This is a genomic window from Natrinema gelatinilyticum, assembly GCF_024266705.1.
GTDB classification, from domain to species: Archaea; Halobacteriota; Halobacteria; order Halobacteriales; family Natrialbaceae; genus Natrinema; species Natrinema gelatinilyticum.
In genome coordinates, this window is record NZ_CP100756.1 from 3,307,538 (window position 1) to 3,321,105 (window position 13,568).

The 13,568-nt window shown below is 62.2% G+C and carries 14 protein-coding genes and 1 pseudogene; 12 read left to right on the forward strand and 3 right to left on the reverse strand.

Annotated features, from left to right (window positions below; translation table 11 throughout):
- Positions 1-61 precede the first annotated feature (61 nt).
- The 5 genes and pseudogenes from tpiA to NJU76_RS16235 all read left to right on the forward strand — a co-directional run bounded on the left by tpiA (position 62) and on the right by NJU76_RS16235 (position 3,190).
- The gene (gene tpiA, locus NJU76_RS16215; RefSeq protein WP_254530395.1) at positions 62-706 is read left to right on the forward strand and encodes a triose-phosphate isomerase; all 645 of its coding nucleotides are present in this window, start codon (positions 62-64) and stop codon (positions 704-706) included.
- 97 nt (positions 707-803) lie between these two features.
- Complete coding sequence (locus tag NJU76_RS16220; protein ID WP_425604284.1) at positions 804-1,253, forward strand: DUF8159 domain-containing protein; 450 nt, start codon at positions 804-806, stop codon at positions 1,251-1,253.
- 89 nt (positions 1,254-1,342) lie between these two features.
- Positions 1,343-1,565, forward strand: a pseudogene (locus NJU76_RS16225) (toll/interleukin-1 receptor domain-containing protein); the annotation flags it as partial.
- Positions 1,566-2,266: 701 nt separating this feature from the next.
- Positions 2,267-2,692 carry a DUF3054 domain-containing protein gene (locus tag NJU76_RS16230; protein WP_254530396.1) on the forward strand — a complete coding sequence of 142 codons (426 nt, stop codon included), beginning with the start codon at positions 2,267-2,269 and terminating at the stop codon, positions 2,690-2,692.
- Positions 2,693-2,974: 282 nt separating this feature from the next.
- The gene (locus NJU76_RS16235) at positions 2,975-3,190 is read left to right on the forward strand and encodes a DUF8015 family protein (RefSeq protein ID WP_254530397.1); all 216 of its coding nucleotides are present in this window, start codon (positions 2,975-2,977) and stop codon (positions 3,188-3,190) included.
- Between the two features lie 372 nt (positions 3,191-3,562).
- Here the strand turns inward: NJU76_RS16235 and NJU76_RS16240 are convergent, their stop codons facing one another.
- Together NJU76_RS16240 and NJU76_RS16245 are read right to left on the reverse strand one after the other, a co-directional pair.
- A complete protein-coding gene (locus tag NJU76_RS16240; protein WP_254530398.1) occupies positions 3,563-4,990 on the reverse strand; it encodes a zinc ribbon domain-containing protein in 1,428 nt (475 codons plus the stop codon).
- Positions 4,987-6,165 carry a thiolase domain-containing protein gene (locus tag NJU76_RS16245; RefSeq protein WP_254530399.1) on the reverse strand — a complete coding sequence of 393 codons (1,179 nt, stop codon included), beginning with the start codon at positions 6,163-6,165 and terminating at the stop codon, positions 4,987-4,989. The genes NJU76_RS16240 and NJU76_RS16245 overlap by 4 nt, the downstream gene beginning before the upstream one ends.
- Positions 6,166-6,387: 222 nt before the next feature.
- On the opposite strand from NJU76_RS16245, the gene NJU76_RS16250 reads away from it, so the two are divergent.
- Positions 6,388-7,386, forward strand: coding sequence for a DHH family phosphoesterase (locus tag NJU76_RS16250; RefSeq protein WP_254530400.1), 999 nt, complete (start codon positions 6,388-6,390; stop codon positions 7,384-7,386).
- Between the two features lie 131 nt (positions 7,387-7,517).
- On the opposite strand, the gene NJU76_RS16255 is transcribed toward NJU76_RS16250, so the two are convergent.
- Positions 7,518-7,982, reverse strand: coding sequence for an Hsp20/alpha crystallin family protein (locus NJU76_RS16255; protein WP_254530401.1), 465 nt, complete (start codon positions 7,980-7,982; stop codon positions 7,518-7,520).
- Positions 7,983-8,128: 146 nt separating this feature from the next.
- On the opposite strand from NJU76_RS16255, the gene NJU76_RS16260 reads away from it, so the two are divergent.
- The 6 genes from NJU76_RS16260 to NJU76_RS16285 all read left to right on the forward strand — a co-directional run bounded on the left by NJU76_RS16260 (position 8,129) and on the right by NJU76_RS16285 (position 13,547).
- Positions 8,129-8,818 (forward strand): type 1 glutamine amidotransferase domain-containing protein, encoded by a 690-nt coding sequence (locus tag NJU76_RS16260; protein WP_254530402.1) that lies wholly within the window; start codon positions 8,129-8,131, stop codon positions 8,816-8,818.
- A 163-nt stretch (positions 8,819-8,981) separates the two neighbouring features.
- Positions 8,982-9,188: a DUF1918 domain-containing protein gene (locus tag NJU76_RS16265; protein WP_254530403.1), complete on the forward strand. Its 207-nt coding sequence runs from the start codon at positions 8,982-8,984 to the stop codon at positions 9,186-9,188.
- 223 nt (positions 9,189-9,411) lie between these two features.
- Entirely contained in the window at positions 9,412-9,849 is a 438-nt protein-coding gene (locus NJU76_RS16270) for an RNA-binding protein (protein ID WP_254530404.1), read from the forward strand.
- Between the two features lie 169 nt (positions 9,850-10,018).
- A complete protein-coding gene (locus NJU76_RS16275) occupies positions 10,019-10,666 on the forward strand; it encodes a TetR/AcrR family transcriptional regulator (protein ID WP_254530405.1) in 648 nt (215 codons plus the stop codon).
- Positions 10,663-12,138, forward strand: coding sequence for an MATE family efflux transporter (locus NJU76_RS16280; protein ID WP_254530406.1), 1,476 nt, complete (start codon positions 10,663-10,665; stop codon positions 12,136-12,138). The genes NJU76_RS16275 and NJU76_RS16280 overlap by 4 nt, the downstream gene beginning before the upstream one ends.
- Before the next feature lie 170 nt (positions 12,139-12,308).
- Positions 12,309-13,547, forward strand: a complete 1,239-nt coding sequence (locus NJU76_RS16285; RefSeq protein ID WP_254530407.1) for a cation:proton antiporter — start codon at positions 12,309-12,311, stop codon at positions 13,545-13,547.
- Positions 13,548-13,568: the final 21 nt, after the last annotated feature.

Here is a 13,568-nt window from a genome sequence, read left to right on the forward strand (position 1 = left end):
ACGTCGAACTCGACACCAATGACTCGGAAGCTATTTCTTTCGTGCGAGAGGGGTTGGCGATATGTTCGTCCTCGTTAACCTGAAGACGTATCCGTGCGATCCGGTCGACGTGGCAGAGGCCGTCCGCGACGTCGACGCCACCACAGACGCTCGCCTGGCCGTCGCGCCACAAGCGGCGCATTTGGAACGGGTTGCCGATACGGGTGCGGAGACGTGGGCCCAGCACGTCGATCCGATCGAGCACGGGAGCAACACCGGCCACACACTTGCGGAAGCTGCCGCCGACGCGGGTGCGGTCGGAACGCTGATCAACCACTCCGAGCGACGACTGAAACTGGCAGCGATCGACGGATCTGTCAGGGCGGCCGAGCGGACCAATCTCGAGACGGTCGTCTGCGCGAACAATCCGGCTCAGATCGGCGCAGCCGCAGCGCTGAGTCCGGATGCCGTCGCCGTCGAGCCGCCTGCACTCATTGGGACCGGCACACCGGTCAGCCAGGCCGATCCTGACGTCGTCGAAGACGCCGTCGAGGCCGCTGAGAACGTCGATTCGGACGTCTCAGTTCTCTGTGGCGCGGGAATCAGTACGGGCGAAGACGTCGTCGCGGCCGACGATCTCGGCGCCGAAGGCGTTTTGCTGGCAAGCGGCGTCGCGAAGGCGGCGGATCCGACGGCGGCGCTCGAGAACCTGGTCGAACTGCTCTGAACTGACGATACTGACGCCAGTCTGCAGGTGTGACACTCGTCAGTTGACACGGGTGCAGGGCCAACCGATTTTTCCCTGTCTCCGTCGAAGTACTCGTATGACTGACGACGAGCTCGGTACAGAGCGAGACGCCGGTGTCGCGGAGCGGGTCGCCACGGACGAGCCGTCCCTGGCCGTCACCCTCGAGAACCGATTGATGAGCCACGGTATTTACGTTACCACCGCCTCGTGGACGGGCGAGGCTGACCAGCCCGTCGACGACGGAGCCGGATTGAACCTCAAGTACGAAATCGTCTCCAACGCCACCACGGTCACGAGCGACGAAGTCGGGGCAGTGGTTCGGTCGCTTCTGACGATCAGTGACGAACGCGAGTGGACGCCGGGCCGACTCGAGGTGACGTCACTGACGACCGACGGCGCCATCCGTGGACGGTGGCGCGTCGAGCGAGAGTGGTTCGAGCGACTCGGAACGGAGCTCTCGCAGGTCGAATTCTCCAGGCGTGTTCTCACGACCATCGAGAATAATCGTCGCGATCGAGACAGTTGATGAATACGAACTGAGATCGATTACTGATTGCTCACACACCTGATTATTACAGGCTATCCAATAGCTGGAGAACAGGTGTTCGTTTCATACGCTCCCGAAAGCGACTCGAGGGACGTCTCGCCAATGATGCCGTCGTGGTCGCTGTCCTGCCCGAGAACGCGGCGAACAAATGCCTGGATCGACCAGAAAATCGGCTACTCGGTCGCCAAGGGGATTCCGGTGTTGCCGTTGTGAGACGAGGACGTGAGTCGCTGCGGCTACATCGGCGACGTCGAGGGCGTGACGATCGATCGAGACAATCCCTCGTTTACAGGTGGTCACGGTGACTGCCACTGGCTTGACCCCGTGGATGAAGCCGACAGTTGGTGAGACACCCAAGTACGTCGGAACATACCACATACAGGCGGTGTGACGGCACCACTCGCGTCTGGCTGAGAGTCCCCAACCACGGACGGTCAGACGCCCCGCCGTGACTACCACGGAGGGGTGGGAGACTCTGAATGCACGCCTTCGGAGACTGCACTCCCAGTGGATTCCCTCGCGGCATCTGCAACGTGCGTTTGTCGAGGGAACCTCGACAGGCTGTCAGACGACGTCTGACAACGTCGTAGAACCAGGACGCCTCGGGGTCGTTCGAGAGAGCGGAGCTTTCTCGTGATGACGAAAGGCCGAATGTCTTTCGAACCACTTGACGCCGAGGCGTTTCACAATTGCGTGTGCGTATCCATCGATCGAAATCATCGGTTTCGAACTCGAAGGCACTGTTGAGTAGGATTTGCTTACCGAATGTCACCGAACGGATCAGTCGGTCGGCGTTCCTGAACGGCGACGATAACAAAGTGCCCTCAAACCGACCAACCACTCGTGCGAGGCGATCCTCGCACGGAGACGCTCTGTCCGTTGGATGGCGCTCGGCGACCAACCGTCGCCGAGTTCCTCCTCTCCTGTCAGATTAGACGCGGCGTTCGATTCGAATCGGGAAACCAATAGTCCCTCGGTCCCGACTCTCGAGTATGGACACGGCAGTTCGATCCGAAAGTTACGCCGACGGGTTCGACCGCGAACGGATCGTCACGGCTGTTGTCGACGTCTGTTTGGTAGCCGCCCTGGTTCTGCTCGGGAACATCGAGCACGGCGGAGATCCGATCGCCGATCCGATCGACTCGCTCGGCACTGTCGCACCGTTTGTGATCGGGTGGCTCTCGGTCGCACTACTCGCAGGTACTTACACGCGCGACCGTCCACTGGACGCGGACGGTGTTCGACTGATAGCCGTCACCTGGATCGCTTCGGCCAACGTTGGACTCATGCTTCGAGCCTCCTCGCTATTCGACGGGGGAATGACCTGGCCGTTCCCGCTCGTGATAACAGGAACCGGACTGATCGTTCTGCTGGGCTGGCGACTCGGATACGGCCTCTACAGTCGTACGAGGTCGTGACGTCCCGTTCTCACGTCTTTTGTTCGTATCGGACGATGTGAAACACGTGTCTCTTTCTTTTCCACTTCTATTTCCCGGTTTTGGAGTGTGTAGTGGCCGGTTTCACGGATCACGACCGTCGACGGAATTCGACTGGACATAATTACTGCTATTTCAGTATCGATATAATGGTGTCATAAGTTATGGGAATCCACAGCTTTGGCCACCAGTTAGAAACACATCTACCACGAGCCGATTATGGGGAACACTTATATGCCTGTTCCTCATAGTACAGGATAGATTATGACTGGATATTACGACCTTGTTCTTGGCCTCATCCCGGTCGCACTGCTCGGTATCACCGCAGCCCTGACGTTCGTGGGACTATCGATAACTGCTGCAGTGCCGCTCGGTTCGTTCGTCGCGATGGGAATCATCGGTCACGCGATGTTTGTCAACACCCCCGCAAACGCCTCCGACGAGGCCCAGTCTACGCGTCCCCCGCTCAACGCGGATTGAGTTATCCAGTCTCCATTCTCGCTACTAGATTGCGTTCAATTCCCCGTTCCCTCTCGATTTCGCGCTGACGCCCGTTCCCGACAGCGTGTTCCTTCCTCACTCGGATGACGCAGCCCTCGAACCTCCAGTCGACACCGTCGAGGCGGTCCGCACGCGGTCTCGACTGTACCCGTCCCGTGCCTATTGCTACACGCAGACTAGGTCGACGACGGAAGTCTCCGTTTCTTCGGGGACGGTGGACGGTCGGGCGCTGACTGGGAGTCCGTGCTGTCGCAGCGCGGGCTCAGTTACATCGAAGGACCCGGTCGTGGCCCGGTTATTTGATAATCACCGGGCCGGAGGACTGTTCTCGACGACGCGGGTTCGAGCCTGCTACTCTCCCACGGGTCGAATCTTGAACCCGTACCGCGTGACGCCTTCCTGCGTGTATATGCGGCGGATCGTCGTCTCGATCCGGTCGCTGACCGAAAAGTCGTCGGGACCCGCGTCGGTTCCCATCACCGGTGCGCTTACGGTTTCGTCGCCGTCCTCCGTCTCGAGTGCGACGATAGCGGCCGCGAAGTCACCGGAGCGAGCTTGCTGTTCCGCGAATTCAGGTGGTGCACCGCCCTGCGAGATAGTTGTGACGGCCTCGATCGTGCCTTCGTCCGCGAGTTCGACGGGTTCGTAGCCGGCGAGCGCGCCACAGTCGTCACACGCGCCTTCCGGCGGGAACGAAAGCGCCTCGCACTCGGTACAGCGTCCGGCCTCGAGCCGGTAACGCTGCGGGATCGAGCGCCGCCACGAGGGGACGCTCACGTACGCGCCGCCGCCCGATGGCGGTCCGGTGGTCACGACGCCACGCTGGCGCAGGTACTCGGCATACGAGAGCGGGTCGTCGCCCTCGAGTGCGGTCGCAGCCGGCACGTCCCCGTCGGCCTCGACGACGAAAGCATCGGCACTCGCACCGCTCCCGTGGGAAACCGCGAGGACAGATCCGTAACCGTTGGAAAGCGCCACGGCGAGAGACATCGGGACGCTCGCGGCGCCGAGGTCGCCCAGTTCGTGGACCGTTGCGGCGGCCTGAATTTCGTCGGTACTGACGCCGGCAGCGGCCGCCGCTCGGTAGGGGAGTTTCCCGTCGGGCGCCTGGATCGCGGCGGCTTCGGGGTCGGACTCGACCTCCAGGCCGCCGACTGCGCCGCCAATCGTCTCGGTGAAGGCCTGTCGGTCGTACTGGGTGACGCCCAGCGTCCGGGTTTCGTCTTCCCCAGTCGTGCGGAATCGAGTTCCCGGATACGGCGTGGAATACTCCGCGCGGTCGACAATTTCCGCTGGACCGTCGCGCTCGAGGACGAACGCTGCCGCGCCGGCACCGGCGGCGTGATCGATGCCGTCGTCCGGGTCACCCTTCGGTGCGTCGGCTGCGACGACGAGAGCGGTGGTGGAATCGGCCGCGAGTGCGTCTTGCCCGGCCCAGAGCGCACGCGTTCCGGCTCGGGTGCTCCCGGTGAATACCTGTCCGGCACTCGACTCTGCGAGGGCGAGCATTGCGCCGAGCCGCGCGGTGAGGTCTTCCTCGGCTTCCGGTGGCCGTGACGATGCGAAGCCGAGCCAGTCGACTGACGACGGGTCGGCCTCGGCAGCCTCGAGCGCTCGGGTCGCTGCCTCGTAGGCCATCGTCAGGGCGTCTTCGTCGGCGGAAGCGACGGCTTTCTCGCTCACGCCGGCCGCGTTGAATTGACCCCATGCCTCCTGGAACGCGTCCGCGCTGATGCGGAATCGCGGCGCGTACGTTCCGACGCCGGTGATTGCGCTCATGTGTTCACCTCCGTTTCCTTCTCGAAGACGTGGACGACTGCTGCACCGCCGCTGCCGCCGACGTTGTGAGTTAGTCCCTGCGTCGGATTCTCGACCTGTCGCTCGCCGGCGTTCCCGGAGAGCTGTTTGTACGCCTCCACGACCTGTCCGGCACCTGTCGCGCCGATTGGATGGCCTTTCGACTTGAGCCCGCCGGAGGTATTGACCGGGAGGTCACCTCCGAGTTCGGTCTTCCCCGACTCGATGAGCGCGCCAGCATCCCCTTTCTCACAGAAGCCGAGGTCCTCATAGGCCAGCAGTTCCGCGATGGCGAAACAGTCGTGAACTTCTGCGAAGTCGAGATCGTCGGGTGAGACGTCGGCCATCTCGTAGGCCGATTCGGCGGCCCGCTGGCTCGCGGGAACCCCGGCGTACGAGTCGCGCTGGAACAGCCCGACGGTGTCGCTGCCAGCACCGACGCCGGCCACCCGAATCGGATCGTCAGTGTACTCGTCGACGACGTCCTCGCTGACGACCAGCGCACAGGCCGCGCCGTCCGAGGTCGGACAACAGTGATAGAGATTGAGCGGGTCCGCGACGACGGGTGCCGACTGTGCGTCCTCGAGCGAACACTCGAATCCGAGCTGTGCGTGGGGGTTCTTCGCCCCGTTCGAGTGGTTCTTGACCGCGACCTGCGAGAGGTGTTCGCGCGTAGTCCCGTACTGATCCATGTGGACGCTGGCCATCTGGGCGTACACGCCGGAGAACGTGGTACCGGAGAGGCGTTCCCACTCGGTCTCACCGGAGACGCCGAGCCAGTACTTCGTCGCGTCGGAACTCATGTCCGACATGATCTCGAACCCGCCCGCGAGTGCGACGTCGGCCATCCCCGATTTGACGGCCTGGACCGCCTGTCGAACCGCAAATCCACTCGCTGCGCACGCATTTTCGACTCGCGTGGTGGGAATGCCGTCGAGCCCGACGTGTTCGGTCACCGCCGGACCGGAGAGACCGAGTTGGCGACCACCGACACCGAGATTGCCCACGAAGGCCTCGTCGACGTCCGCTGCCTCGAGTCCCTTCGGTACGCTGGCTGTCGCCGCTTCGAACGCGGTTCGGAACAGCGACCGGTAGCTTTCCGACGGAAAAGCCCCGTAATCGGACTGCCCCGCACCGACGAGATATGCGTCGCGCATACTCGCCGTTCGTGTATCCAGGTGAAATAAGTGTATGTTCCCACTAGGCATCACGCCTCAAACTGCTGAAATCACCGTCGAGCGTCCTATTCTGATACGAATAGGTGGCGAACAAATTCAAGCGCGTTCGGGTAACAGAGGATCTCTCTCCGTGGCCGAACCTCGTTCATTGCGTCTGAGACGCGACGCGGGATTCAAGCGTCTCGTCACCGTATATCGGATATGTCACGTGCGGACGAACTCGTTTCCGCCCTCGACGCGACCGATTCGCTCGTGATCGTCTGTCACGATAATCCGGACCCGGATTGTCTCGCCAGTGCGCTCGCACTCGAGTCGATTGCGCTCGAACAGGACGTCGACGACGTGACGATCACCTACGGCGGCGAGATCTCGCATCAGCAAAACCGCGCGTTCGTCAACATGCTCGATATCAGCCTCCGAATGCTTTCACGCATCGATATCGACGACTACGATACGATCAGTTTCGTCGATCACACGAGGCCGGGAGTGAATACGGAGGTCCCGGCGAGCGTCACGCCCGACATCGTCGTCGATCACCATCCTGGCGAATCGAGCCATGCTGGGTTCGAAGACGTTCGTACCGACTACGGCGCAACGGCGACAATTTTCGTCGAGTACCTGTGCGATCTCGGGATAGACCTGACCGAGCGACTCGGCTCGGCACTGCTCTTCGCGCTCCATCGAGAGCGACTCGACTTCGTCCGCGAACCGACGCGACGCGAGTACGAGGCCGCACTGGCGGTCTACTCGGACGCCAACCTCGAGATGCTGGAACAACTATACGGCAGCGCGTTCACACCGGGGACGCTCGACGCGATCGGTCGAGCCATCGCCAGTCGGAAACGTCGCGGGTCGGCGATGATCGCGAGCGTCGGCAAAACGACCGAGACGGATGCGCTCCCACAGGCGGCGGACTACTTGCTCAATCTCGAGGGAGTGGATACGGTGTTGGCCTATGGGATCATCGGCGATGCGATTCGCCTGAGCGGTCGCTCGATCGATCCGCGTGTTAACATGGGTCAGACGCTGACGTCGGCGTTCGACGAACTGGGTACAGTCGGCGGCCACCACGACATGGCTGGCGGGCGTATCGAACTCGGACTGTTCGCTGACGACGAGGGCGACGCGGCCGAACTGCTCGAGTTCGTCGGCAGTCGACTCACGCGGCGGTTCTTCGATGCACTGAACCTCGACGAATGAGGTCGCTCGGGCCGCCCAGGTCATTCGTCATCGATATTGGCTCGACCGGTCGGCACACTCGTTAGCCGACATCGGCTCGATCGTTCTGTCCTCTCGGTAGGCGAGGCGGGACCTCACGCTCGGCGACGTCATCAGTCGATATCGATCGAGTGCCCCTCGTCGCTCGGTTCGCGTTTGGGCAGTCGGATCGTCAGGATGCCGTTGTTGACGCTGGCCTGGACCGTGTCGGCGTCGACCGGCTCGGGAAGTCGAATCTGACGGCTGAACGATTCCAGTTCCCGTTCGCGCCTGATGTAATTCTCTTCGTCGCCGCTGGTCTCCTCCGTGCGTTCGCGGCTGCCGGAGATAGCGAGTGATTCCCCGGAGAGGCGCAACTCGAGGTCGTCGCTTTCGTATCCGGGAACGTCGGCGGTGACGACGAACTCGTCCCCTTCGTCCGCGAGGTCGATACTCGTCGCCGAGGCGCCCATTGAAAGGTCGAGTTGGCTTCGGTTGTCGAGTTGTGTTTCCCACGATCGTGCTGCCGTCTCGAGCTGGCGGTTCAGTCGGTTCAATAGGGCTTCGATTCCGTCGAACGGACGGGGTCTGTCTGACATGGTATACCATATGTAGGTGGCGGACTGCGAAAAAAGCCACTTTCAGACGACGTGATGCTCGTCCAATTCGACACGTTATCGCGACGGATGCGGCAGAACCGACGGGTTGGCTGGTTGTTTTTACGCTGTCACCCGTAGCGTCGAATATGACGGAAGCACTGTTCGTCGTCAGTGAGGAAGGCTACTGGGGAGAAGAATGCGTCGAGCCGCTCGAGACGCTCTCCGATGCGGGAGTCGAGATAACGGTCGCGACCCCGTCCGGCAGTCCGCCGGTAATCGACGAGCGGTCGATCGATCCCGATCAGGTCGGCGAAGAAACCGCCGAACACGTCCGTGAAGTTCACGAAACCGACGAGCGGCTGAACGATCCAATTCCGGTCGCACAGGCCGACGCCGAGGGATACGACGCCGTCGTCTTTCCCGGCGGCCACGGTACTGAGTGGGACATCAACCAGGACAAACACGCGCGAGAACTCGTCCGCGATATCATCGAGGGTGACGGAAAGGCGCTCATCGTCTGTCACGCCGTCGGCATGCTCGCGTTCGCCCGAGACAGCCACGGCGCGTTCATCGTCAACGGGCGCGACGTGACGGGCTTCCCCAATGAGTGGGAAGCGGGCATCGTCGACGAGGCGGATCGAATGCCCGACGGTCGCAAGCTTCCCTACTGGGTCGAAGACGAAGTGACGGCGGCAGGCGGAAACTGGGACGCCGAACTCGACGCCGACACGAGCGTCACCGTCGACGGCGATCTCATCACCGGTCGCGGTCCCGGTTCCTCGAGCGCGGCCGCCGAAACCCTGCTCGAAGAACTCGACGTCGAATTCGAGGCCTGAACGGACTGCGATCAACGCTGACGTATCACTGTTCGCGCTCGTATCGAAAGTCTGGTCCTAATCGTGCAAGGTCGGCCGACTATCGAACGTCCCTCCGCGAAGCTGTCGCAGACGTGACGGCCAAATCAGTCCCTTTTTACACGCAGCCGGGGAAGCACCCCTTATGAGCTTCGAGGAAGACGACCGCGTCGTTCTGCACGACGAGCACAGTGAATTCGATGGCGAAACCGGCACCGTCACCCAGACGATGGAGTCGATGTTCGGTGACGTCACTTACACGATCAGCTTCGACGACGGTCAGGAGGCCGGCGTCCCCGAGGACGACCTCGAGGCGGCCGACGACGACGCTGCGGACGTAGACGAGGAGTAGCCACCGCGTGCGGACCGGCGCTGTCGCTCAGGTCCGGTCGCCGATTGGCACCGCTGAATCGAACCGCCGCTTCATACGGTCTGCTGTAAGTCATTGCCGGTGCAACCGCAACCGTTCTGCGGTTGTACCGGTACATCGTTACAGCAGACCGTATCAATCCAGTCAACCACCACCGGATCCGACCGACTACCGGTCCTGCAACGCACACCACCCCGACCCGTAGATGCCACAGATACCGTTACACTACATCGATTTACGAACGTTCTGCTACGCCACCGAGGATCAAAAACGCGTCGAGCAAGCGCTTCGAACCCTTCTCCCCGAGGAGTTTGAAATCGACCGCGCCGAGAGCGAGGGCCACTACGGCGACCGCATCCTCGTCCTCTCGGCTCGCGTCGAGAAGGCCGACGACGTCCGGCACGTCCTCTCCAGACTCGCGGACCTCGAGCGATTCGACGAGTTGATCGACGAACTCGACGAACGGGTCACCGAGAACACCGAACTGTTTCTGCGATTCGACAAACAGGCCGCCTTCGAAGGAGCGGTCCGTCTCGGCGACGGCATCACGTTTCGTGCGAAGGTCGAGGCCTATCCCGCGAAGAAAGAGCAGGCGGTCGAAAACGCCAGAGCGGTCCTCGAGCGACTTCGGGACCGGGAGTAGCCGCCCCGACCCGGGAGGCGGCCAGTCCGTCGAGACGAAGTCAACGTCGGTCGAGAGGAACTCGTCCACTGCCGTCTTTGCCGTCTGAGTTCGATCGATCCGGCCCGTTTCACCGATTACAAAGCCCTTTTGACTGGCCAGTCAGTAAGTTCGAGTAGGACCTTCCTGAATGACGGACGAGACGATTACGGATCTCATGGAGGCGACGTATCGAGCGCTGTGCAAACACGGCTACGCGGAGCTAACGATGCAGGATATCGCCGCCGAATCGGACAAGAGCAAGGGGACGTTGCACTACCACTTCGAGGGCAAACAGGACCTCCTCGAGTCGTTTCTGGAGTATCTGTTGGAGGAATTCGAGGCCCGAACCGAGTCGATTCCGGGCGAGACGCCGACCGAACGACTCCACGAGTTTCTCGATGAATTACTGACGCCGGCCGACGAGGATTCTGCCGAGGAATTCCGAACGGCGCTCCTCGAGATCAAGGCCCAGTCACCGTACAACGATGCCTACCGCGAGCGACTGAGCGAGTTCGACAACGCGCTCCACGACCGAATCGCGGGCCTCGTCGCGGACGGCCGCGAAGCAGGGGAGTTCCGGGAGGTCGTCGATCCGGACGAGACGGCCGACTTCCTTGTGACGCTGATTAACGGCGCGCAGACGCGAGCGGCCGCGGTCGATCGGTCACCCGAACTGACGAAATGCCACGTCCACGCGTACATCGCCGAAACACTTCGATCGGCGGACTCGAGCGAACATGATGAAGAGAGTGCGGGTCGTGACGAGTCTGAGACTGAGACGGAGGCAGGCGAATGAGTCTTCTCGATCGGCTCGTCAGCTGGTTCCGGCGGCGGGTCTCCGGGCAATTTACGGGGCTGTTCAAGGGCCGTGATGAGTTCGATTTGACGTCGGGCGACATCGCTCGGCCGCTGTTCTACCTATCGCTACCGATCATCGTAACGAACTTGCTACAGACCGCGTACAACCTCATCGACACGTTCTGGCTCGGCCAGTACAGCACGGAGGCGTTGGCTGCGATCAGCTTCGCGTTCCCGATGGTGTTCCTGCTCATCTCGGTCGGGATGGGGCTGTCCGTCGCCGGGAGCGTCCTCGTCGCTCAGCATACCGGCGCGAACGAGGAAGCCGAGGCGGAATACGCCGCCTCCCAGACCGTCGCGCTGTCGCTGCTCGGTGCAGTGATCCTCGGAGTCATCGGCTACGTCTTCGTCGAGCAACTGCTCGGCCTCTTCGGTGCATCGCCGGACGTGTTGCCGCTGGCGACCGACTACATGCAGGTCATCTCGCTCGGCATGGCCTTCATGTTCGGCTTTTTCGTGTTTATCGCGCTCATGCGGGGTTACGGCGACACAATCACGCCGATGCTGGTGATGTTCGGCTCCGTCCTCCTCAACGTCGTTCTCGACCCCTTCTTGATCTTCGGCTGGGGTCCGTTTCCCGAACTCGGGATTCAGGGCGCGGCTATCGCGACGGTCTTCTCGCGTGCCCTCGCGCTCGTCGTCGGGCTGGCGATCATGTTTCGCGGGACCCGAGGCGTCCGCATACGCCTCCGACAGATGCGTCCCGACCTCTCGTTCGCCAAAAAACTCGTCGGGATCGGGTTTCCGGCATCGATCGAGGGAATGGGTCGCGCGCTCTCGATCAATTTACTGCTAGTGATCGTCGGACTCTTCCCCACGTACGTCGTCGCCGCATACGGAATCGGTACGCGGGTGTTCTCGGTGATCTTCCTCCCGGCGATCGCGGTCGCCCGCGGCGTCGAGACGATGACCGGCCAGAACGTCGGCGCGGGCAAACCGGAGCGAGCGAAAGCCGCCGCCGACTTCGCGGCTCGAACCATGCTCGTCGGCCTCGGCGCGCTGGGCGTCGTGGCGTGGGTCGGTGCAGAGCCGATCATCGCCGCGTTCACCGACGACACGCAGGTCATCGACGTCGGCGTGACGTTTCTCCGGTACGTCGCGCCATCGTTCGGTTTCATCGGCGTCATGCGAGCCTACAACGGCAGCTTCCGGGGCACCGGAAAGACGCTCACCGCGGCCGGGATCGTTCTCGTAATCTACGGTCTCGTGCGCCTTCCGATCGCGGCGACGCTCTCACAATCGGCCCTCGGCTACCGCGGGATATGGCTCGCGTTCGCCGCGTCGAACGTCCTCGGTGCCGGTCTCGCCTACGGCTGGTACCGCCGGGGGACCTGGCGTCGCGTCGACGTGACCGACGGCCCGTCGTCTCCCGGACTGGGCGACGACGTCGAACCGAGCGTCGACGACTGACGTCGCCGTTCGTATCAAAATATTAAGATATCCACCCAAGTAAAGTAGCTGTGGGCCGTCGATTCGACTGCCCAGTGTGTATGAATCACCCCGTGAGCAGCTGTTGCTGGCGCGTCCACGACGGTAATCGCCGATGTCCACGCTCGGATCAGTACGTGCGGTGGTAGCCAATGGTGGAATCGGTCTCAATCGACATCCTCAGTCTCCTGCTCGTGTTGACGGTCGCGTGGGTGTTCGGTGCACTCGCCGAGCGCTTCGGCTATCCGGCGATGATGGGGGAGCTGTTCGCCGGCATCGTGTTCGGTCCCGCACTCCTCGGGATATTGTGGCCCTCTGAACTACTCACCGTGCTGGCCGAACTGGGGGTGTTCCTCCTGATGGTCTACGTTGGCATGGAGGTCGATCTCCGCGAGCTGTTCGAGCTCGGCCCGCCAGCGCTGTTGATCGCCATCGGAGCCTTCGTCATCCCGTTCGGGCTCGGTTACGCCTCCGGCGTCGTCATCGGCCTTCCCATAGACGCGGCCCTCTTTCTCGGACTCGCGATGGCGGCGACGTCGCTGGCGACCAAATCCCGAATTCTCGCCGACCTCGACCTACTCGATACGCGGATCGCGAACGTGTTGCTCGGCGGCGCCCTCGCGTCCGACGTGGGCGTTCTCGTCGTGTTCGCTGGCGTCAACAGCTACGTGGTCGCGGGTGGGCTCGATCCGATCCAAATCGGGCTCACCATCGTTCAGGCGATCGGCTTTTTCGCAGTAACGTTGGTCCTCGGTAACAGCTTCTTGCCGATCGCGTGGCAGTTCATCGAACGACAGCGCGAGCGGTACGGCTTCGTCGATCGAACCAGCGGGTTCACGTTCGCACTGCTCGTTTCCCTGTTGTTCGCACAGCTGGCGACGCTCGCGGACCTCCACATGATCATCGGCGGGTTCATCGCGGGGTTGTTCATCCGTCAGGCCGACGTCGAGCCCTCGCTCTACGATCACATGTACACGGTCATTTACGACCTCGCGATGGGGTTGTTCGCTCCCATCTTCTTCGTTACCGTGGGCTTCGAAATCGGGTTCAGCGTGTTCCTCGATTCCGGGAGCGTCTTAGTCGCGCTCGTCGTCGTCGCGTTCGCCGGGAAAATCATCGGCTCGTGGTTGTTTTCGCTGCCGACGAAGCTCTCCTCCCGCGAGGGACTCGTCGTCGGCCTCGGCATGAACGGCCGCGGAACAGTCGAGATCATTATCGCTCAGATCGCCTACGAAACGGGCGTCATCGGGAACGACATACTCTCGATCCTCGTCTTCATCGCTGTCTTCACCACGGCGCTCGTTCCGGTGACCGTCACCTGGGGCGTCCACCTACTCGAGTCGGCGGACGAACTCGTCTACGTCGATTCCGCAGCGTCGCCCGAGGAGTAGGTCCCGGCAATCCCTCGTGTC